Here is a 19,874-nt window from a genome sequence, read left to right on the forward strand (position 1 = left end):
GCGCCGGCGCACAAGCCGGGCCTCGTGTCCTCCCGTATGGCCTCGGCGCAGCCCAGGCATACGTGTCAAGGGGTCCGGAAACACAAAAGAGCCACCGCAAAAGCCTCCCGGAGGGCCCCTTGGCGCGTGTGGTTGCCCTCTGCGCCGTAGTGGCTGTGAGCAGGCAGTTTGGTGAGGTGCGTACCGCGCCGGGACTCCCAGGGGAGCACCAATCTCACAGGGAGTCCTGGGCCTGGCCACGATCGAGCCGCGCAAGCGCAAGGACGGCACCACCGCGTACCGCCTGAAGTGGAGGTACAGCGGGGGCCGCGACGGTGCGCCGCAGAGCATCACTTACGACGACCACGGCGACACCAAGTCCATGCGGGGCGCGGTTGAGGCGCTACGGCACCTGGTCTACGACGACTTGCGTGTGCTGACGTTCGAGTTGGTGACCGGGCAGCGTCAGGTGAGCTACACCGGTCCCACGTTCGGTCAGGCCGTTGAGGCGTACGTGTCCACGCGGACGCGGGCCCGCACGGACACGAAGGAGCTGTACCGGCGCACGCTCACGTGTCGGGCGGGCAGCCTGTTGTCCCGGCCGATCGAGAGCGTCAACGACGACGACATTCGGCGGGTGTTGGCCGAGATCACCGATGCGGGGAACCAGGCCGGACAGGCCGAGGTCGTTGGCGTTGCCACCGTGTGCGACTTCCACGAGCTGGACGACGGTGGACACGGCCGCGTCTCCGGGCTGGTGGACGCGGTGGCCCTGTTCCACGTCGAACGCCAGGTTGACGAGTCCGTCCATCGTGGACAGTTTACGCCATGCCTGCTGGAGTTCTTCCCTGGCATGGAAGGCGTGGCCGTCGCTGAAGTCGGCCGGGATCATCGCGGCCGGCTCGGCCAGGTCGTCACTGCGTGCGGCCAAGGCGTTCTCCGTTGGTCAGTCGGTGGTCGTCTCGTCCGGGCGCGAATGCAGTGCGTTACGAACTTGCCAACTTGCCAAGGTCTAGGGAGAGGTGGCAAGTCGGGGTGGCAAGCCGAGTACGGGTGCGACTTGCCCGCTTGTTCTACGCCTGGGCAAGTGGGCAAGTTCGCCACTGTCCGTGTCGTCCCGGTGACTGTCGTACCCCTGTGCCACGCTGACGCCGGGGAGAGGGGGTAGGGGGTGGCGTCAGTCGGGGACGTGGCCGCAGGGGTCCGGGCCGCGTGCGAGAAAGGCGGGCAGGCGCGCACGGCGTTGGAGCAAGCGGAAGACCTGGCCCAAGAGGCACACGCCATGTTGGCCCGCGCGTTGGAAGGCGCGCACCACCTCGAAGCGGACGCGGCACAGGTGTTGGCCGCATTCACGGGGATGGTGGACGCGTGCAAGGGCTACCTGTGGCCACTGCTCAACGAAGCGGTGAAAGGGGCCGAGAGCTACGCGGACCGCCTGGCGGCCGAGAGCACCCCCGCGCCGGCCCCCACCTCTCAGCGGCCCGCACAGCCACCGCAACAGCCACCCACGGCACAGCCGCAGCAGCCCCCGGCCCGCCAGTCCGAAGCGGCAGACCCGCCCACGATGCCGCGTGAACGAGTGGAAGCGATCCGCCGTACCTTGCCCCCACCCGTTGTCACCGGGAGTGGACAGAAGACCGTAGGGCAGTGGATCAATTCGGCGGACGGCACGGCCGAGCCGGTCACGAGTGGGTTCGACCAGCGTTCGGCGTTGGTGCAGAGCCAACTGGCGCGCATGGGATTGTCGGCGGGTACGCGTCGATCCGGTGACGTGGAAATGAAGGTGGCCGCGTACATGGTGGCGAACGGGATCAGGCACGCGGAGGTGGTCGTCAACAACACCCCGTGCTTGCGACACGAGGTCGCATGCGTCAAGTGGATCAGCCGAATGGAGGTCCGATGATATCGGATGGATGATCCCGGATTTGTGTCCGTGAGTCCGTCCCCGCTTCCGACGTGCGTCGCTGGTAACGGCGGGGTGCGAAGCTCGGATGAAAGCCGAAGGGCTCCCGTTCCATCCGGGGGCCACGGGCAAGGGGAAGACCGGACGGGTGAATGCAGTGAACCTTCAGCGACGCCGCGTTATGTTGGACCCTCGCGGATGGGAAGTCGGAGCGGGGTACAGGACTGGCCGCAGAGAAGCGGCAGGTGCCGGTCATGGAGCATGGGTTGACCGGATGGACACCACCGTCCCGCGGTTCAGGAGGCACCCACCCCGGTCGGATCTTGCGCATGCGGAACGTGGTAACCCCGTCGAGGTCCACGGTTATTTCCCGTGGTAGGCCGATCGTGAGAGAGGCGGAATTCCCCGGCGGGATCGGGATGGTCCGGGAAGCGAATGCCGACGGTCGAAAGGCGACGGGAAACTGTACACGTCGTTCCGGTTTTCTCCATGTCGGAGTGTGCGGCCAACCGGTCGGATACGGGCGGGTGCCCGGCCCGAAAGGGAGCTGACGCGGATCAGGTGAGCCTGTGGGAGTGGAGGTGACGCGATGCCCGAACCGAAGGATAAGTTGGACACCACCCCGGCGGGGTCGGTGAACGGACCGGAGGACGGCTTCCTCGACTGGGACGCGGTGGATTTCCGTGCAGCCGAGAAGCAGGTACGGCGGCTGCGTCAGCGCATTTTCACGGCGAGTCGTGCGGGGGACCTGAAGAAGGTCCGCAATTTGCAGAAGTTGATGCTGCGCAGCCGTTGTAACACTCTGGTGAGTGTGCGGCGGGTGACGCAGGTCAACGCGGGCCGCCGGACGGCGGGAATCGACGGCCGGTAGTGGCCTTCGACGACCAGCGCGCCGTGCTGACCTGGTGGGTTCACCGCCAGGTGAGACCATGGAGGGCGAAGCCCGTCCGGCGGGTGTACATTCCGAAAGCCAATGGGAGGCAGCGCCCGCTCGGTATTCCGGTGGTGGTGGACCGTCTGCTGCAAGCACGTATGGTCAACGCGTTGGAACCAGAATGGGAGGCCCGGTTCGAGCCTCGTTCCTACGGGTTCCGGCCGGGGCGCGGCTGTCACGACGCGATCGCCCAGATATTCCAGTCCTCACGCGGGCGCAATCCGCTGCGGCGGTGGATTCTGGACGCGGACCTGGCAGCGGCGTTCGACCGCATCGACCACGGTCACCTGCTGGAAGCGCTCGGGACGGTTCCCGGCAGCGACCTGATCAGGCAGTGGCTGAAAGCCGGTGCGATCGACGGCGGGCGGTTCGTCCCGACCGGGGAGGGAACTCCCCCGGGCGGGGTGATCAGCCCATTGTTGCTCAACATCGCGCTGCACGGGATGGAGGAAGCCGCAGGCGTACGGTATCGGAATCTCGTCGGCAGGATCGGCTACACCGAACCCGGCTCGCCGATTCTCGTGCGTTACGCCGACGACCTGGTCGTGCTGTGTCATACACGGGAACAGGTCGAACAGGTGAAAGCTCGACTGGCGAAGTGGCTGGCACCGAGGGGGCTGTCGTTCAACGAGGACAAGACACGTGTGTCCCACCTCGACGGCGAGGGCTATGACTTCCTCGGGTTCCATGTTCGCCGTTACAACGGCAAACTGCTGATCAAACCCAGTCGGGATGCGGTGGCCAGGATCAGGAGACGGTTGCGTGCCGAGGTATTGTCCCGCAACGGGGACAATGTCCCGGCGTTGCTGCGCGCGCTCAACCCGATCGTGCGCGGCTGGTCGGCCTACTACCGTACCGTGGTGTCCAAGAAAGTGTTCCACGACCTGGACAACTATGTGTTCCACTTGCTCTACAAGTGGGGGCTGCGCCGTCACCCGAGGAAGTCGAGACGGTGGATCGTCTCGCGCTACTTCGGCAGGTTCCACTCGGCCAGGAACGACTACTGGGTGTTCGGCGACCGGGACACCGGCGCACATATCCGGAAGTTCAACTGGACGAAGATCGTTCGACATGTGATGGTGATCGGCACGGCCTCGGTGGACGACCCCACTATGGCCGATTACTGGGCGGCCCGTCGCCGCAAATCGGCCCCACCGGTCGACAGGACGACCCTGCTGCTGCTCAAACAACAGCAGGGCAGGTGCTGGGTCTGCGGCGACTACCTGCTCTACGCCGATCACCAGCCAGGAAGCCCACAGGAATGGGAACAGTGGCTGCGGGTGGTCAAGAAAGCGATCCACGCAGGACAGATCGCCTCGGAACCGCCGCACAAGACGAACAGGGAACCGATCCGCCTCATACACGCCTACTGTCGGACACAGTTCCGGCAACAGGATTCGCAAACCGCACGACAGCCTCCAGGGCTTGCTTGAGCCGGATGCGGCGAAAGTCGCAAGTCCGGTTCTGAGGGGGCGGGGACGCAGCAATGCGTCCCCGCTACCCGGCCGCAACTTTCCCGAGAGTTGCGACACCCTGATACCCGTCCTGTTGCCGGAAGGCTTCACGCTCACGGTGCACGGACAGGCAGCTAATGGCACCCGTTTCCAGAAATGCTACACAGGAGGAGCCGAACCGTGGTGGCGCTGATCGCAGCGTATGACCCCGACAGCGAAGAACCGACGACCTTGACCACGGCGGCTGAGCTGGACGACGTGTTGGACCGGGTCGCCGCATGGGGACACCGGGCCCTCATTGAGTTCCGGTTGGCCGAGCCGGCGGATAAGAACGCCCGACAGTTGGCGCTGAGCGCGGGACTGCACGGCGCGTCGGACCGGGGAACGCTGATCTACTCGTCACCGGCCGGGGTGTGGTTCAGCAAGGCGTCACCCGGTCCGGAGTGGGAACCCGCCGAACGGATCTTGTACTACTACATGAGCGCGGACACCGAATACCCACCCGATTCGGAAATCCCGCTGGACCTGGTACGCCGGGCCGTCCACGACTACATGACCAACGGCGGCCAACAGCCGAGCGGCCCCGACTGGCACACGCCACCCCCGTGGTATCCCACGGCGTTCAAGTAGCCCGGCCCCGAGCCCCCCGAGTAGCGCCGGACCCGGCCGATCACCGACCGGCCGCCACTCGCCAGATCAGGCCGCTACCGGCCGCTGCGGACCGCCCTGACCAGCGTCAACGCTGGTCAGGGCGCCGAGGGACAACAAAGGTTGCCTCTGGCAGGCCCTACGGGAGGACACGACGCCCTTCCCTCCCCGGAGGCCTGCCCAGCGGCGAGCGCCCGCTTTTAGCTCGTAGACCAAAGCAGAAGCGACCCTCAGACCTCAGACCTCGGCCTCCAACATGTCCGCCGTGACGGCCGACTCCGTGTCCGGCATCCCCAACTCCTTGGCCCGCTTGTCCGCCATGGCGAGCAACCGCCGAATCCGCCCGGCCACCGCGTCCTTGGTCATCTGGGGATCGGACAACTGCCCCAACTCCTCCAACGAGGCCTGCCGGTGCGCCAACCGCAGCGCCCCGGCGGCGGCCAGGTGATCAGGAGCCTCCGGCCCGAGGATCTCCAACGCCCGCTGCACCCGAGCCGCCGCCGCGACCGCCGCCCGAGCCGACCGCCGCAGGTTGGCGTCGTCGAAGTTGGCCAGCCGATTGGCGGTGGCGCGCACCTCGCGGCGCATCCGGCGCTCCTCCCAGGCCAGCACGCTGTCGTGCGCGCCCAGCCGGGTCAGCATCGCCCCGATGGCGTCGCCGTCCCTTATCACCACCCGCTCCGCACCGCGCACCTCGCGGGACTTGGAGCCGATGCCCATCCGCCGGGCAGCGCCGACCAGGGCCAGCGCCGCCTCCGGGCCGGGGCAGGTGACCTCCATGGACGACGAGCGGCCGGGTTCGGTCAGCGAGCCGTGGGCCAGGAAGGCGCCCCGCCAGGCCGCCTCGGCGTCGCAGACGCCGCCGGACACGACGGGCGCGGGCAGGCCGCGGACCGGACGGCCGCGGGGGTCCAGCAGGCCGGTCTGGCGGGCCAGGCCCTCGCCGTCCTTCACGACCCGGACCACGAACCTGGTGCCCTTGCGCAGCCCGCTGGACGTGATGGTGAAGACGTCCGACTGGTGCCCGTACAGCTCGTGGATCTCGCGGCGCAGCCGCCGGGCCGTCGAGCCCAGGTCCAGCTCCGCCTCGACCACGACCCGCCCGCCCACGATGTGCAGGCCGCCGGCGAACCGCAGGAGGGACGCGACCTCCGCCCGGCGGCAACAGGTCTTGGCGACGGCCAGCCTGCTCAGCTCGTCCTTGACCGCCGACGTCATCGCCACGGCTCATCGCCTCCCCTGGTCTCGCGTTCTTCCTGGAGCGTTGTACTTGACGGCCCCGGAGCCGCCGCAGGCAGGCCGTCCAACGCACGGCGAATGCCCGACGCCAGGGCGGCCGGGTCGTGGCGGTCCGGGAAACCCGGCAGCGCGATCGGCGCCAGGTGCGCCGCAGCGCCGAGAGCTGCGGCGGCCCGCCGCAGCCGGTCCGGGACGGGCACGGCGTCGACGTCCGCGATGACGGCGTCCACCCGCAACGTGGGCGCGTGCTCGCACAACACGTCCAGGTGCAGTTCCGGGGAAAAGCCGGCGGTTTCCCCCGGTTGGGGGACCAGGTTGAGCACCACGACCTTCTTCGCCGACGTGCGGGTCAGGGCGTCGTTCAGCTCCGGCACCAGCAGGTGCGGCAGCACGCTGGTGAACCACGACCCCGGCCCCAGCAGCACCACGTCGGCGTTGAGCACCGCTTCCACGGCCTCCGCGCACCCCCGCGGCGGCTCGCCCGGACCGCCCGGACCGTGCAGGCGGATCCGCTGCACCCGGCCCGGCGTGGTCGCGATCGCCACTTGGCCCCGGATGCGGCGCACCACCTCGGCGTCCTCGTCCAGGCCCGTCACGTCCGCCTCGATCTCCAGCGGCTCGGTGCACATCGGCAGCACCCGGCCCCGGACGCCGAGCAGCCGCCCGGCCTCCGCCAGCACCGCCACCGGGTCGCCGAGCTGCTCCAGCAGCCCGGCCAGCACGAGGTTGCCGATCGCGTGGCCCGCCAGCGCGCCGGTGCCGCCGAACCGGTGCTGGAACAGCCGCGCCCACAGCGCGCCGCTGCCATCGTTGTCGGCCAGCGCGACCATCGCCTTGCGCAGGTCGCCGGGCGGCAGCAGGCCGAGTTCCCGGCGCAGCCGCCCGGACGAGCCGCCGTCGTCGGCGACCGTCACCACCGCCGTCACGTCGTCGGTCACCCGGCGGAGGGCGGTGAGCGTGACGTGCAGTCCGCGCCCACCGCCCAGTGCCACCGCGGTCCAGCCGGCCGTTCGCGAACTCACTCGCGTCCCAGGTCCCGGTGGACGACCTTCACGGCCATGCCGTCCTCGGTGGCCAGCCGCGAGGCCAGCTCCTCGGAGATGGCCACGCTGCGGTGCTTGCCGCCGGTGCAGCCGACGGCCAGCGTCAGGTACCGCTTGCCCTCCCGCCGGTAGCCGGCGCCGATCAGCCGCAGCAGCTCGTGGTAGCGGTCCAGGAACTCCTCCGCGCCCTCCTGGGTGAGCACGTAGTTCCGCACCTCGCCGTCCAGGCCGGTCTGCTCGCGCAGCTCCGGGATCCAGAACGGGTTCGGCAGGAACCGCACGTCCATGACCAGGTCGGAGTCCATCGGCAGGCCGTACTTGTAGCCGAACGACAGCACCGTCACGCGGGTCCTGGTCGCCGACTCGGTGCCGAACGTGTCCTCGATCTTGGCGCGCAGTTGGTGCACCGACAGCGCGGACGTGTCCAGCACCAGGTCCGCCTCCTCGCGCAGCGGCGTGAGGAGGATCCGCTCGGCCTCGATGCCGTCCGCCAGCCGTCCGTCCGCCTGCAACGGGTGGCCCCGCCGCACCGACTCGAACCGCCGGATCAGCACGTCGTCGGTGGCCTCCAGGAACAGCACCTTCGGCTTGTAGCCGCGGGCGTCCAGGTCCTTGATCACCGCCGCCAGGTCCTCGGTGAACGCGCGGCTGCGCACGTCCATCACGACCGCGACCCTGGTGATGGCCCCCCGCGCCTGCGCGCCCAGCTCCACCATCGTCGCGATCAGCTCGGGCGGCAGGTTGTCCACCACGAACCAGCCCAGGTCTTCCAGGCACTTCGCGGCGGTGCTCCGGCCCGCCCCCGACAGGCCCGTCACCACCGCGACCTCGATGCCGGACTTCTCGCCGGCCTGTGCGCTCACTTGTGCTCCCTCTGCTGGTCGGCTCGGCCGACACCCTCGCTACCGGCCGCGCCCAACGTCGCGTGCACGGCCTCCGCGGTGCGCCTGCCCACACCAGGCACCCCGCTGATCTCCTCGACGCTCGCCTCCCGCAACTTCTTCAGCGAGCCGAAATGCCTGAGCAGCGCGGCTTTCCGCGTCTGCCCCAGCCCCGGCACGTCGTCCAGTGCCGAGGTCGTCATGCGCTTGGACCGCTTCTGCCGGTGGTAGGCGATGGCGAACCGGTGCGCCTCGTCGCGCACCCGTTGCAGCAGGTAGAGGGCTTCGCTGGTGCGGGGCAGGATCACCGGGTCCGGCTCGCCGGGCACCCACACCTCCTCCAGCCGCTTCGCCAGCCCGACCACGGCCACGTCCGTGATGCCGAGTTCGGCCAGCACGTCCGACGCCGCCTGCGCCTGCGGCGCGCCGCCGTCGACCACCAGCAGGTTCGGCGCGTACGCGAACCGGCGCGGCTTGCCCGTCTCCGGGTCGATGCCGGGCAGCGGGCCGTCGGGCCGGTCCGCGTTCTCCCGCAGGTACGCCTGGAACCGCCGCCGCACGACCTCGGCGATCGAGCCCACGTCGCCCTGCTCCGCCCCCTCGCGGATCGCGAAGCGCCGGTACTCGGACTTGCGCGCCAGGCCGTCCTCGAACACCACCAGCGACGCCACCACGTCCGTCCCCTGGACGTGGCTGATGTCCGTGCACTCGATGCGCAGCGGCGCGCTGTCCAGCCCCAGGGCGTCCTGCAGCTCCTGCAACGCCGCCGACCGGGCCGTCAGATCGCCCGCACGACGCAGTTTGTGCTGCTGGAACGCCTCCTTCGCGTTGCGCTCGACGGTCTCCATCAGCGCCCGCTTGTCACCGCGCTGCGGCACCCGCAGCACGGCCTTCCCGCCCCTCAGGTCGCCGAGCCACTTCTCCACGGCGGCGGCGTCGTCGGGCAGCTCGGGCACCAGCACCTCGCGCGGCACGGGCGCGGACTCCACACCGCTGGCCCGCGCCGACTCCACCTGCTCACCGTAGAACTGGGTGACGAACTGGTCGACCAGCGCCGCGACGCCGGTGTCCTCCACCTTGTCCACGACCCAGCCGCGCTGCCCGCGCACCCGTCCGCCGCGCACGTGGAAGACCTGGACGGACACCTCCAGGTCGTCCTGGGCGAACGCGACGACGTCCGCGTCCGTGCCGTCGCCGAGGACCACGGCCTGCTTCTCCAGGGCCCGCTTGAGCGCCGCCTGGTCGTCCCGCAGCCGGGCGGCCTTCTCGAACTCCAACTCCTCGGCGGCGGCCGTCATCTCCTTCTCCAGACGGCGCACCATGGCGTCGGTCTTGCCCGCGAGGAAGTCGCAGAAGTCCTCGACGATGTCCCGGTGCTGGTCGGCGTCGACCCGGCCGACGCACGGGGCGGAGCACTTGTCGATGTAGCCGAGCAGGCAGGGGCGGCCGATCTGGCCGTGCCGCTTGAACACGCCGGCCGAGCAGGTGCGGGCCGGGAAGACGCGGAGCAGGAGGTCGAGGGTCTCGCGGATCGCCCAGGCGTGCGCGTACGGGCCGAAGTACCGGACGCCCTTCTTCCGGGGGCCGCGGTAGACGTGCAGGCGGGGGAACTCCTCGTTGAGCGTCACGGCCAGCACGGGGTAGGTCTTGTCGTCCCGGTACCGGACGTTGAACCGGGGGTCGAACTCCTTGATCCAGTTGTACTCCAACTGGAGAGCCTCGACCTCGGTGCCGACGACGGTCCACTCGACACCGGCGGCGGTGGTCACCATCTGCCGGGTGCGCGGGTGCAGGCCGGCGACGTCGGCGAAGTACGAGTTCAGCCGCTGGCGCAGGCTCTTGGCCTTCCCGACGTAGATCACGCGGCCACCCGCGTCACGGAACTTGTACACGCCGGGGGCTTCGGGGATGGTGCCTGTCGCAGGGCGATAGGTCGACGGGTCGGCCACTCGACAAGACTACGTGCGACCACCGACAATCGATCCGGCACGGTCCTGGACGGGCGGTGGGCGACTCACTTCGGTGGTCGCGGGCGGGTGCTCGGGTCGAACGAAACCCGAGTGACCATGAGCACGTCGAACGCCCCTGCGAGCGCGACGCCGCCGCCGACCGAAGCGCGAGACTTCGCGAGGTCGGGGCCGGGCTGTGCGCCGACGCGTAGCCGACCCATCCCTGGACCGGGACCTCAGGGGCCGAGTTCGACTTTGAGGTCTTCCCAGAACACGCTGCCGGGCCGGGATCGGTCGCACGAGCGGCAGGACGTCAACGCGGGTCGATGTAAAACGAGGGCGTGGCATCAGCCAGCACTCTCCGGTGTCACTGACGCAGTTCCGCCTGCTGCAACGGCAGTGAACTACGTCCGGGTGTAACAGCTTTGATCCGTGTCCGATACAGGTGCAGGCTCACCGTCGACGAGCCGCACACCTATTGCCAACATGTTGCAATTGATGCTTAGTCGACCCCACATACTGACGTCGCGACCGGAACCCATCGTCGATACAGGGGCACGAGTGGGTGACGGACCCGCTCAAGCGTAACCTAACGACGTTTGGTTCTGATGAGAGAAGCTTTCTTGCAGGCCAGCAGTTGAATGAAGCTTCGCCCACACCTGACGCTTCTCAGCGGGAAATACTTCCGGTACCGAAGTGTCTCACCGTGGAAGCGCTCCCTCAAAGGTAGGATCATTCACTCTTTGGGGGCCGGTTCGCCGGCTGCAAACAGGGTGTGATTGGCTTCCGAGCGACCTGCTGCACCGCAACTGGTCGCACAACTCCATCTGCTCACCCTCGACGATCGGTGCATCTCACCGGCGGCTTGAACGCACCTCGTTCGCGGGGTGGCCTGCCCTGTACGGGGAGGTGAAATGAGCAGCGAACCTGGTTCCGACGGCAGCACGACGCCAGAGAAGCCTGAGGACGAGTCGATGCCGCCGAAGACGGACTCGACGAAGCCGAGGGACGGCACGCCGGAGGAGCGGGAGACCCAGAAGAAGGCGCGTTGGCGCGCGTGGGCCAAGACGGCCTTCTCCTGGGCACTCCGTACCGCCGTCACCTGGTGGTTTAGTCAACTGTAACCAGGTGGCGACTTGTTCAACCACGTGTGCAGAGGTGGAGGTGAGGCCTCGCCGGGCGGTGGGATGCCAGTCCCACTGCCCGGCACCACGTCCCGAGATCATCTCAGGACAGTCCTCACGCTTCTGCACACCCGGTCATAGGTCAGCCTAACGCGGCTAACCCACACGTGACCCTGAAAAATCACGTTGTGCCTGGTCACAGTGCCAACGTTACGGAGCCTTCAGTGACCAACGTCCTTGATCGGCAGCTCACGGCCGTGCCAGCGCAGCCGCCGGCTGCTCGCACCCGGGTAGCTGGTTTCCCTGAACCGCTGCTCGACGAAGACCAGGTCGCCGACCTGCTCGCCCGCCCGGGATCTCCCTCGGATGCGGACAGAGCCCTTCTTGAAGCCTTGCGAACGGAGGACTTTCACGGGCCCGCGTATCGCTTGCTCATAGATCGGTTGGCCAGCTACACCCTTCCGGTGATAACAGCATTTATCCGCACGCGCCAGATTTTTCAGGAAAGCGCCAATCATGGGCGACATGTGGCGGTGCCGCCTTGGTTTGTCCCCGAAGACGCGGACGAACTGGCCGCCGAAACGGTTGCCGAAGGATTGGCACTCCTCCAAAAGCAACTGAGAGGCGGCCGATGGAACCCTGATCACGGAGCATCGCTTACCACGTATGCAATCGGCGCCTGCATACGCTCTTTTCCAAACGTTTTTCGACGTTATGAGCGTTTCCATGGTAGCTGGCTGGAACACACGCACGCCAGCGGCGTTGCCGCGGACGACTTTCCTCAGCGATGGAGTGCTATACGTTCGGCCGAAGATACTGTCATGGCAAAACATTCCATCTCCTCAGCCCTGGCAGACTTGAGTGAGGTCAAACTTCAGGTCCTGTTCTTAAGCGCCGAGGAGGTGCCCCAATGGGAAATAGCCCAACAGCTCGGATTAACCATCAGAGCGGTAGAAGGGCAGCTTCGGCGGGCGCGGGCTGAACTGCGTGCGAGCTTGGATCGCGAATCTCGCCGATCCCCTGACATAAAATGCGCGGACTGCAACCGGAAGCGACCCTCCAGCAGATAGCATCTGTCGGCGGGTGTCGGAGTCCTGCTCGGTCGTCACCGCGATACGGCGCCACACGTGCCGGCAGTTCATCCAACGCTAGAGTCTGTCGGGCGGTGAGGCGCGCGGTGTCGTAGGCACCTCGAAGTACGGCGCCTGGTCCGGCAGCAATGCCGCCCGAATGGCTTTTCCGGAGAGCCGATTCCCGCCGCCGGACCTCGTCGCCCACCCACTGCGGGTCGGCTCCGCGCCAATCAGGCATCCGCGAGGCCCGGTCGATCGCGCGGCCCGTTCCGTCGACGTCTCAGGCCGGCACCACCTGGTCGCCCTGCACCTTCACCGGCACGGCCGTCAGGCCCTTGGTCGCCGGCCCCTTCTTCAGCGAGCCGTCGGAGGCGCCGAACTGGCTGCCGTGGTTCGGGCACGTGATGGTGCCGCCGGTCGGCGCGCCGACCGTGGTGCCCGCGTGCGGGCAGGCGGCGTCGAAGGCCTTCACCGTGTTGCCGGTGCGGGTCACGACCAGTTGGCCGCCGTCGAAGTCCACGATCACGCCGCCGCCGTCCGGCACTTCCGACAGCGACACGATGCCCTCGGCGGACGGCGTGCCGCCGCCGGTCGTGGTCGGGGGCTGGGTCGGGCCGCCGCCCGTCGTGCCGGTCGAGCCGCCGGGTGGGGAGGTGGCCGTGCCGCAGGCCGCCAGTCCGCCGGGGACGGCTAGTGCCACGAGCACGCCGCACAGCATCGAGCGACGGGACAGCCCTGGGTTCTCGGTGGTGCTCAACCGGTCCTCCGCGATGTGGTGGTGGGTGGTCGTTCGGCTACACCCGCAATACGAGACCACGCGGAGGGAGGTTCGACACTTCGATCGATATCACACTGTCGACATCGACAGGTCCGCTCGGGTCAGGCCAGCACGATGTCCTCGCCGGACACCCGCACCGCCACCTCCACCAGGCCTTTCGGCGACGGCCCGGACAGCACCGCGCCCGACGACGGGTCGAACGTGCTCCGGTGCGTCGGGCACGTGATCACGCCGGCGGCCGGCGGGTTGACGATCGTCCCCTGGTGCGGGCACGCCGGGTTGAACGCGCGGACCCCGGCCGCGGAGCGCACCACCAGGAGCTGGCCGTTGCCGGGCATCGGCACCAGCGCGCCGGCGTCCTCCGGCACGTCGGCGAGCCCGGCGACCCGGTCCCCCGTCCTGGCGGAACCCACGCCGGGCTGTCGTGCGGCGCCGGTGCCGCATCCGGTCAGGGCGAGCAGGCCGCACAGCAGCAGCGTTCGGCGTTCCACCCGCCCATCTTCACCTACTTGTCCTGGGCGGACGCCGTGCGGGCCAGCGCGAGCACCGCGGTGAACGGCGGGAACCAGTGCCGCGAGTGCGACGGCGGGTTCGCCCAGCGCAGCGAGCCGTAGCGGGTCATCGTCGGCGGCAGCGCGATCCGCTGCGGCGAGCGGACGAACTGGACCTCGGGCGGCGCCTTCAGGTGCGTGGGCAGCAAGGCGACGAGTTCGGCGAGGAAGATCCAGTGCTCCCGCGGACCCGGGATGACGGTGACGGGTCCGGCCAGCATCCTGGCCTTCAGGTCGGCCAGCACGCGGGAGCCGATCCGCGCGGGCATGGCCAGCGCGGTGGTGGCGGGGCCCAGCGGCAGGAAGACGCCCTGCTCGGTGACGGACACCTTCCAGCCCAGCAGCCGGTAACCCGCGATGGCCTCACCGAGCGCCTGCTGGTGCGCGCGGTTGCGGGGCCCGGAGCGCGGGCTTTCTGCGGTGGTCGTGGCGGTGATGCTCATCGGCGGAGGTCCCTCCCCGGTCGGGTGGAGCGGGCGGGGCGCCCGGCGCCGGGGGTCGTCCCGGCACAGGCACCTCCCGGCAGGGTGGGCGCGCCGGAGCGTGATGACCACACCGGCGGCGGGTGGGAACCATGCACCGGACGCATCAAGCCCATCCACCACACGGCGTCACCACACCCCGACACGGCGCTCCACCCGGTCTTATGCACGAGATGCATGGACTCCGCATGACATCTCGGTAGACTGCCGGGCACGCTCAGTGACGGGAGCGAGCCGATGGAACCGAGAGCTCGAAGGGCATCCAGTACCAGGCGCGCTTGCCCGTTGTGCGGAGCGCTGATCGCCGCCGACAACACGGACCGGCTCTGCCACCGGTGTCGGCGCAACGCGCGTACCGATATCTACGGCCCGCCCGAGGTCCCGGCCGACTTCTGGGACCACGAGACGATGGCCGCGGCCTTCGCCGACCGTGACATGGGAGCGGTCCTCGCCGCTTACCGCCACCACCCTCAGCACGTCAGCCGCGTCACCCAGGACCGCATGGCGTCCTGGCTGGGGATCAGCCAGGCGCAGCTTTCGCGGTACGAGACCGGTGAGAACCCGATCGACCGGATCGACCGCCTGCGCCACTTCGCGCGGGCGCTCGGCGTTCCCGGTGACCGGCTGTGGTTCGACCGAGTCGGAATCCCAAGCCAGGCAGGCCGACCCGACCAGGGCGTCCCGCCGGATGTGCTCGCCGCGGCGTGGGACGCGTCGAGCATCGCAAGATCGGTCGAGGAGACGGCGAGGAGCGACTTGGCGATCAGCAGACGAGCGGCGCTCACCGGAGCTGCCGCGGTGGCTATGGGTCCTGCTCTGGTCGAACCGCTACAGCGGTGGCTCCACCCGCTTCAGCCCCTGTCCAAGTGGTCGTCCAGCGCGGCGATCGGCGAGGAGGAGTTGGCGGCGTTGCAGCACGTCGCCGACGGGCTGCGCGGGTGGGGCGGACGAGGCGGGTACGGGCTGGCGCGCAAGGCAGTGCTCGGGCAGTTGGAGGAACTGGCCGAGCGGTTGTCACGCGCCCCGGCGGGCCCGACGACGGAACGGGCCTTCTTCATCGGCGCGGAGCTGTCGAAGGTCGCGGCGAGCATGTCGTGGGACGCGGGGATGCACGACGCGGCCCAGCGGTACTACGTGCTCGGCGTCCGCTTGGCGAAGGCGGGCCGCAACGACCCGTTCGCCGCCCTGTGCCTGGCGGCGATGGCGCGGCAGATGTTCGACCTGGGACGCCCCGAGGACGGTCTGGAGCTGGTGCAGCTCGGCCAGTACGGGACGCGGCGCAACGCGACGCCGACGTTAGAGGCGCTGCTGCGCACGCGTGAGGCGTGGGCGTACGCGCAGATGGGCCGGGTGCGTGAGTTCCACCGCGCGGTGGGGCAGGCGCAGGACAGCTTCGCGCAACGCCGGGAGGGCGCGGAGCCGTGGTGGCTGAACACCTTCGACGAGGCCGAGCTGGAGGGCGTGATCGGGGCCCGGATGCGCGACCTGGCCGGGCACGACCCGCGCCAGGCCCCGCAGGCCGAGCAGCACATCCGACGGGCGCTGGACCTGCGTGACCCCGCCCGGGTGCGCAACCGGACGTTCGACGTGATCGGTCTGGCCCGCACGCGGATGGTCGCGGGCGAGCCGGAGGAGGCCTGCGGCCTGATCCACGACGTCCTGCCCACGGCGGCGGGGCTGGCGTCCGGGCGGATCGTGCGCAAGTTGCAGGATTTCGCGAAGGAGGCCGAGCGCCACCGCGATCTGCCGGTGGTGCGGGACACCCGCGAGGCCATCCGCGGAGTTCGGACGGCCTGATGCGCGTGGGGATCACCGGGCACAGCAATCTGGTGCCCGAATGCGTCGACGCCGTGCGGACGGCTGTCCGGACGGCGCTGGAGGCCGAGGCGGCGGGCGGGCCATCCCTGGTCGGGGTGACCTGCCTGGCGCCGGGCGCGGACCAGCTATTCGCGCGGGCGGTGCTGGAACTCGGCGGGCGCGTCGAGGCCGTGCTGCCCGCGATGGACTACCGCGACAAGCTCAAGCCGGAGCGGCGGGCCGAGTACGACGAGCTGCTGGCGAAGGCGGACGTGGTCAGCGTGCTGCCGAACGAGCTGTCCGGCCGGCACGCGTACGTGATGGCGAACGAGCGGATGCTCGCGTCGGTGGAGCTGCTGATCGCGGTGTGGGACGGCGGCCCGCCGGACGGGCGCGGCGGCACCGCGGACGTGGTCGAGACGGCACGCGCCTCGGGCGTGCCGGTGGTGGTCGTGTGGCCGGAAGGAGCGAGACGGAAGTCGTAAGTAGGAATCGCGGACAATAGCTGTCCGCGTTGGCCGGCAGACTGGCCGACATGCTGGAAACGTCGGCCCGTCTGCTGAAACTGCTGTCCCTGCTCCAGGTCCGCCGCGACTGGACGGGGGCGGACCTCGCCGCGCGGCTCGGCGTCGACGTGCGGACCGTGCGGCGGGACGTCGACAAGCTGCGCAACCTGGGCTACCCGGTGAACGCCGCGCCCGGCGTCGCCGGCGGGTACCAGTTGGGCGCGGGGGCGGAGCTGCCGCCCCTGCTGCTGGACGACGACGAGGCGGTGGCCGTGGCGGTAGGGTTGCGCACGGCCGCCAACGGCACCGTCTCGGGCATCGAGGAGACGTCGGTCCGGGCGCTGGCGAAGCTGGAGCAGGTGCTCCCGTCCCGGTTGCGGCGGCGGGTCAACGCGCTGCAGGAGCACACCGTCGCGCTCACCCCGGCGGTCGCGACCGTGGACCCGCGGACGCTGACCACGATCGCCGGCGCGTGCCGGGACCACCAGCGGCTGCGGTTCCCCTACGCCGGGCGGGAAGGCGACACGAAACGGCACGTCGAGCCGCTGGGCCTGGCCCACACCGGGCGGCGCTGGTACCTGGTGGCGTGGGACGTCGACAAGGCGGACTGGCGCACGTTCCGGGTGGACCGCATCCCCGAGGAGCCGGCCCTCGGCGCGCGCTTCACACCCCGTGAGCCGCCGGCGGAGGATTTGGCGTCCTATGTGTCGCGGCAGCTTTCCGTCGCCCCGTACACGTACCAGGCGGAACTCGTCATGCACGCGCCGCTGGACGAGGTCGCCCTGCGCACGTCCAGGACGTCCGTGCACCTGGAACCCCTCGACGACACCCGGACCCTGCTCACCGTCGGGTCGCCGTCGCTGGAGGAGCTGGGCCTGTGGATCGGGCTGATCGGCATCGACTTCGACGTCCGGGAGCCGCCGGAACTCGCCGAGCACCTGCGGGTGCTCGGCGAGCGCTTCCTCAACGCCGCTAGCTCCGTGCGCAGGCCAGGCGGTACGCCGCCGCCCCGATGAGTTCCAGCGACACCTGGAGCCGTTCGGCGCTCACGTTGCCCGCGATGGTGTCCTCGGGCGTGTGGTAGAGCGGTTCGAGCTGGTGGGGGCCGCCCTCGCCGCGCCAGCTAAAGTTCGCGGCGGCGATCTTGCGCTCGTGGAACGGCACGTGGTCGCTGCTGCCGCGGGCCACCGGGCCGTGCACGCGGGGGTCGTAGCCGAGGCGCCCGGCGGCGGCGGCGACCTCGCGCGTGGTGGCGTTGTCGCCGCCGTCCACGGACAGCAGCCAGTACGCGCCGGCCGGTCCGTGGCTGGTCGCGACCATGTCGTTCTGGAAGACACCGGCGATCCGCGCCGCGTCCGGGTCGGTGAGCCGGCTGACGTAGTGGCGCGAGCCCAGCAGGCCCTGCTCCTCCGAGCCCCACAGGACGAACCGCAGCGCCTTGTGCGTGGGCAGGTAGCGCAGGACGCGGGCGAGTTCGAGGGTCAGGACGGTGCCGCTGCCGTCGTCGTTCGCGCCGGGCGAGCCGGGCACGCTGTCGTAGTGGGCGGTCACCATCACCACACCCCGCCCGCCGAACGTCGCCGGGCGTTCGGCGATCACGTTGTACGAGGTCAGCGACGCGTGGTGGGTGGTGGAGACGGTCAGCGAAGCGGGCGGGGCCGCGCGGAGGCGTTCGACGTGGACCTGGGCGATGCCGAGCACGGGCACGGCGACCTCGGCGGTCAGCGTGGGCGAGAACGCGCTGGTCTTGCCGGCGGGCGGCGTCGACACGCGGCCGATCAGGATCGCCGCCGCGCCGCGGGCCGCCGCGTCGTACACGGCGGTCGAGCCGCTGGGGACGTTCACCAGCAGCACGATCTTCCCCGTCACGTCGGCGGGCAGCACCGCGCCGGTGTCCGCGTCCAGCACGGGCCCGGAGGCCGTGACGCCGAGCGCGCCGAACCGGGACGCGCCCGCGTGCCACGTCGACCGGTCCGGCAGCGCCAGCGACGACAGGTACTTGTCCGGCACGGTGAACGGCTGGAGTTCCACCCGGTAGCGCAGGTCCCGCAGCACGCCGGCGAGGTAGTCGCGCGCCCGGTGCTCGGACTCCGTGCCGCCGATCCGCTGGCCGATCCGGTCGCTGAGCACCCGCAGGTGCTCCATCGCCCGCCGCGCCCGGACCCGGCCCACCACCGGGAAGTCGCCGAGCAGCAGGTCGGGCGCCTGGGAGGCGCCCGGCCGCTGCGCGCGGGCCGCCGGGTTGAGCCCCAGCGTCACCGCGCCCGCCGCCGCCACCGCACCCGTCAGAACAGACCGTCTACGCATTCGAGACCCCCCAGTGGTTCGCGTGGTCACTCGAACCTAAACACGGGAGGATGCGGCGGGAAGAGTGCCGTTGGGGGACAGCGGACCTGCCGACGGCACCACGACGATCAGCGGGATGGCGGCTACTTGATGAACTCGGCCGCGAACCGGCGGACCTGGCTCTCGTCCGTCGGGTCCTCGAACCCGACGATCAACTCCTGCACGCCGGCCGCCTCGTACGCGGCGATCCGGTCCCGGACGGTGTCGATGGTGCCCACCAGCCCGTAGCCGCCGAGGTCGCCGGGGTAGGCGAACTCCACGCCCGGCGGCACGGCGGCGCGGGCCTCCTCGTCGGTGTCGCGGATGATGCACACGGTGGTCGTCGTGCGGCGGATGTCGTCGAAGTTCCGCCCCACCTCGTCGCAGTGCCGCTTCAGCACGGCGTACTTGTGCTCCAGCTTGGCCGGTGACTCCATGACGTTGCAGGCGTCGGCGTACCGGGCGGCCAGCCGGAGGGTGACCTTCTCCCCGCCGCCCGCGATCATCAGCGGGATGTGCGGCTGCTGGATGCCCTTCGGCTGGTTGATGCCGCCCTGGACGCGGTAGTGCCTGCCCTCGAACGTGGTCTCGTCCTTCGTCCACATCGACAGGATGATCTGGACGGCCTCCTCAAGATGCCGCAGCCGCTCCCCCGCCGTGCCGAACTCGTAGCCGTAGCCCACGTAGTCCGGCTCGTACCAGCCGGCCCCGATGCCGAACGTGAGCCGGCCGTGCGACAGGACGTCCACCGTGGACGCCATCTTCGCCTGGAGCGCGGGACTCCGGTAGCTGTTGCCGGTCACGAGCTGCCCGACCCGGACCCGCGAGGTCTCCCGGGCCAGCGCGGTGATCACCGACCAGACCTCGAACACGAACCCCTGGGACGGCGGGATCGTGGTCAGGTGGTCGGGGGCCCAGAGCGTGTCGTACCCGAGTTCGTCCGCGGCCCACGCCAACCGGGTGATCGTCTCGAACGCCTCGGCCGGGTCGGGGATGTGCGCGAACTCCTGCGCGAACCCCGTCGGCAGAAAGATGCTGTAGTTGATGGCCACGGTGTGCGGTCCTTCCTGATCCGTGCGGTACGCCAGTGGAGACCCGGCGCGGGCCGGAATGGGTTCGGTCCGCGGACGGCCGACCCACCGGAACCGGCTGATTGCCGGCCGACGTGACGGGGAAGACCTGTTCCGACGATCACCCGGACGACTCGG

At 69.8% G+C, this 19,874-nt stretch carries 19 protein-coding genes; 9 read left to right on the forward strand and 10 right to left on the reverse strand.

The genetic code is table 11. From position 1 onward, the window contains the following. Positions 1–382: 382 nt before the first annotated feature. On the reverse strand, positions 383–910 hold the full coding sequence (locus tag ACQPZF_RS29790; RefSeq protein ID WP_433262545.1) for a hypothetical protein: 528 nt from the start codon (positions 908–910) through the stop codon (positions 383–385). Between the two features lie 240 nt (positions 911–1,150). Between ACQPZF_RS29790 and ACQPZF_RS29795 the strand changes: the two genes are divergently transcribed. From ACQPZF_RS29795 to ACQPZF_RS29810, 4 genes are all read left to right on the forward strand, one after another. After that, entirely contained in the window at positions 1,151–1,882 is a 732-nt protein-coding gene (locus ACQPZF_RS29795) for a DddA-like double-stranded DNA deaminase toxin (protein WP_433262547.1), read from the forward strand. Between the two features lie 589 nt (positions 1,883–2,471). Then, entirely contained in the window at positions 2,472–2,753 is a 282-nt protein-coding gene (locus ACQPZF_RS29800; protein ID WP_433262550.1) for a reverse transcriptase N-terminal domain-containing protein, read from the forward strand. Beyond that, positions 2,753–4,249, forward strand: coding sequence for a group II intron reverse transcriptase/maturase (gene ltrA / locus ACQPZF_RS29805; protein WP_433262552.1), 1,497 nt, complete (start codon positions 2,753–2,755; stop codon positions 4,247–4,249). The genes ACQPZF_RS29800 and ltrA overlap by 1 nt, the downstream gene beginning before the upstream one ends. A 204-nt stretch (positions 4,250–4,453) precedes the next feature. Then, positions 4,454–4,900: an Imm1 family immunity protein gene (locus tag ACQPZF_RS29810; RefSeq protein ID WP_433262554.1), complete on the forward strand. Its 447-nt coding sequence runs from the start codon at positions 4,454–4,456 to the stop codon at positions 4,898–4,900. 255 nt (positions 4,901–5,155) lie between these two features. Here ACQPZF_RS29810 and whiA read toward each other — a convergent pair whose 3' ends face one another. Genes whiA through uvrC form a run of 4 tightly spaced genes read right to left on the reverse strand, consistent with a single transcriptional unit; the run spans position 5,156 to position 10,030 of the window. Beyond that, positions 5,156–6,142 carry a DNA-binding protein WhiA gene (gene whiA / locus ACQPZF_RS29815; RefSeq protein WP_433262556.1) on the reverse strand — a complete coding sequence of 329 codons (987 nt, stop codon included), beginning with the start codon at positions 6,140–6,142 and terminating at the stop codon, positions 5,156–5,158. Continuing rightward, positions 6,133–7,179, reverse strand: coding sequence for a gluconeogenesis factor YvcK family protein (locus ACQPZF_RS29820; protein ID WP_433262558.1), 1,047 nt, complete (start codon positions 7,177–7,179; stop codon positions 6,133–6,135). The genes whiA and ACQPZF_RS29820 overlap by 10 nt, the downstream gene beginning before the upstream one ends. Then, complete coding sequence (rapZ, locus tag ACQPZF_RS29825; protein ID WP_433274748.1) at positions 7,176–8,033, reverse strand: RNase adapter RapZ; 858 nt, start codon at positions 8,031–8,033, stop codon at positions 7,176–7,178. Before rapZ ends, ACQPZF_RS29820 begins: the two co-directional genes overlap by 4 nt. A gap of 26 nt (positions 8,034–8,059) precedes the next feature. After that, complete coding sequence (uvrC, locus tag ACQPZF_RS29830; protein ID WP_433262560.1) at positions 8,060–10,030, reverse strand: excinuclease ABC subunit UvrC; 1,971 nt, start codon at positions 10,028–10,030, stop codon at positions 8,060–8,062. A 914-nt stretch (positions 10,031–10,944) separates the two neighbouring features. Here uvrC and ACQPZF_RS29835 point away from each other — a divergent pair. Further along, on the forward strand, positions 10,945–11,154 hold the full coding sequence (locus ACQPZF_RS29835) for a hypothetical protein (protein WP_433262561.1): 210 nt from the start codon (positions 10,945–10,947) through the stop codon (positions 11,152–11,154). A 224-nt stretch (positions 11,155–11,378) separates the two neighbouring features. Then, entirely contained in the window at positions 11,379–12,224 is an 846-nt protein-coding gene (locus ACQPZF_RS29840; RefSeq protein ID WP_433262563.1) for an RNA polymerase sigma factor, read from the forward strand. Positions 12,225–12,507: 283 nt separating this feature from the next. Here the strand turns inward: ACQPZF_RS29840 and ACQPZF_RS29845 are convergent, their stop codons facing one another. The 3 genes from ACQPZF_RS29845 to ACQPZF_RS29855 all read right to left on the reverse strand — a co-directional run bounded on the left by ACQPZF_RS29845 (position 12,508) and on the right by ACQPZF_RS29855 (position 13,999). Then, complete coding sequence (locus ACQPZF_RS29845; protein ID WP_433262565.1) at positions 12,508–12,984, reverse strand: Rieske (2Fe-2S) protein; 477 nt, start codon at positions 12,982–12,984, stop codon at positions 12,508–12,510. Positions 12,985–13,106: 122 nt separating this feature from the next. Continuing rightward, positions 13,107–13,496: a Rieske (2Fe-2S) protein gene (locus ACQPZF_RS29850; RefSeq protein ID WP_433262567.1), complete on the reverse strand. Its 390-nt coding sequence runs from the start codon at positions 13,494–13,496 to the stop codon at positions 13,107–13,109. A gap of 14 nt (positions 13,497–13,510) precedes the next feature. After that, entirely contained in the window at positions 13,511–13,999 is a 489-nt protein-coding gene (locus tag ACQPZF_RS29855) for a hypothetical protein (RefSeq protein WP_433262569.1), read from the reverse strand. A 324-nt stretch (positions 14,000–14,323) separates the two neighbouring features. Here ACQPZF_RS29855 and ACQPZF_RS29860 point away from each other — a divergent pair, with 324 nt between their 5' ends. From ACQPZF_RS29860 to ACQPZF_RS29870, 3 genes are read left to right on the forward strand one after another with little or no spacing between them, the layout of a single operon-like run. Then, positions 14,324–15,835, forward strand: coding sequence for a helix-turn-helix domain-containing protein (locus tag ACQPZF_RS29860; protein ID WP_433262571.1), 1,512 nt, complete (start codon positions 14,324–14,326; stop codon positions 15,833–15,835). Then, positions 15,835–16,320: a hypothetical protein gene (locus ACQPZF_RS29865; protein ID WP_433262573.1), complete on the forward strand. Its 486-nt coding sequence runs from the start codon at positions 15,835–15,837 to the stop codon at positions 16,318–16,320. Before ACQPZF_RS29860 ends, ACQPZF_RS29865 begins: the two co-directional genes overlap by 1 nt. A 50-nt stretch (positions 16,321–16,370) precedes the next feature. Continuing rightward, positions 16,371–17,357, forward strand: a complete 987-nt coding sequence (locus ACQPZF_RS29870; RefSeq protein WP_433262575.1) for a helix-turn-helix transcriptional regulator — start codon at positions 16,371–16,373, stop codon at positions 17,355–17,357. On the opposite strand, the gene ACQPZF_RS29875 is transcribed toward ACQPZF_RS29870, so the two are convergent. Further along, positions 17,314–18,648 (reverse strand): M28 family peptidase, encoded by a 1,335-nt coding sequence (locus ACQPZF_RS29875; RefSeq protein WP_433262576.1) that lies wholly within the window; start codon positions 18,646–18,648, stop codon positions 17,314–17,316. The two genes, ACQPZF_RS29870 and ACQPZF_RS29875, sit on opposite strands and share 44 nt — an antisense overlap. 122 nt (positions 18,649–18,770) lie before the next feature. After that, the gene (locus tag ACQPZF_RS29880; RefSeq protein WP_433262578.1) at positions 18,771–19,718 is read right to left on the reverse strand and encodes an LLM class F420-dependent oxidoreductase; all 948 of its coding nucleotides are present in this window, start codon (positions 19,716–19,718) and stop codon (positions 18,771–18,773) included. Positions 19,719–19,874: the final 156 nt, after the last annotated feature.

The sequence above is a fragment of the Actinosynnema sp. CS-041913 genome (assembly GCF_050942485.1).
Classification (GTDB): Bacteria; Actinomycetota; Actinomycetes; order Mycobacteriales; family Pseudonocardiaceae; genus Actinosynnema.

Coding starts and splice junctions, on each gene's coding strand:
- ACQPZF_RS29870 (WP_433262575.1), top strand. CDS start 16,371: ATGCTGGAAACGTCGGCCCGTCTGCTGAAACTGCTGTCCCTGCTCCAG.
- ACQPZF_RS29835 (WP_433262561.1), top strand. CDS start 10,945: ATGAGCAGCGAACCTGGTTCCGACGGCAGCACGACGCCAGAGAAGCCT.
- ACQPZF_RS29875 (WP_433262576.1), bottom strand. CDS start 18,648: ATGCGTAGACGGTCTGTTCTGACGGGTGCGGTGGCGGCGGCGGGCGCG.
- ACQPZF_RS29865 (WP_433262573.1), top strand. CDS start 15,835: ATGCGCGTGGGGATCACCGGGCACAGCAATCTGGTGCCCGAATGCGTC.
- ACQPZF_RS29855 (WP_433262569.1), bottom strand. CDS start 13,999: ATGAGCATCACCGCCACGACCACCGCAGAAAGCCCGCGCTCCGGGCCC.
- ACQPZF_RS29800 (WP_433262550.1), top strand. CDS start 2,472: ATGCCCGAACCGAAGGATAAGTTGGACACCACCCCGGCGGGGTCGGTG.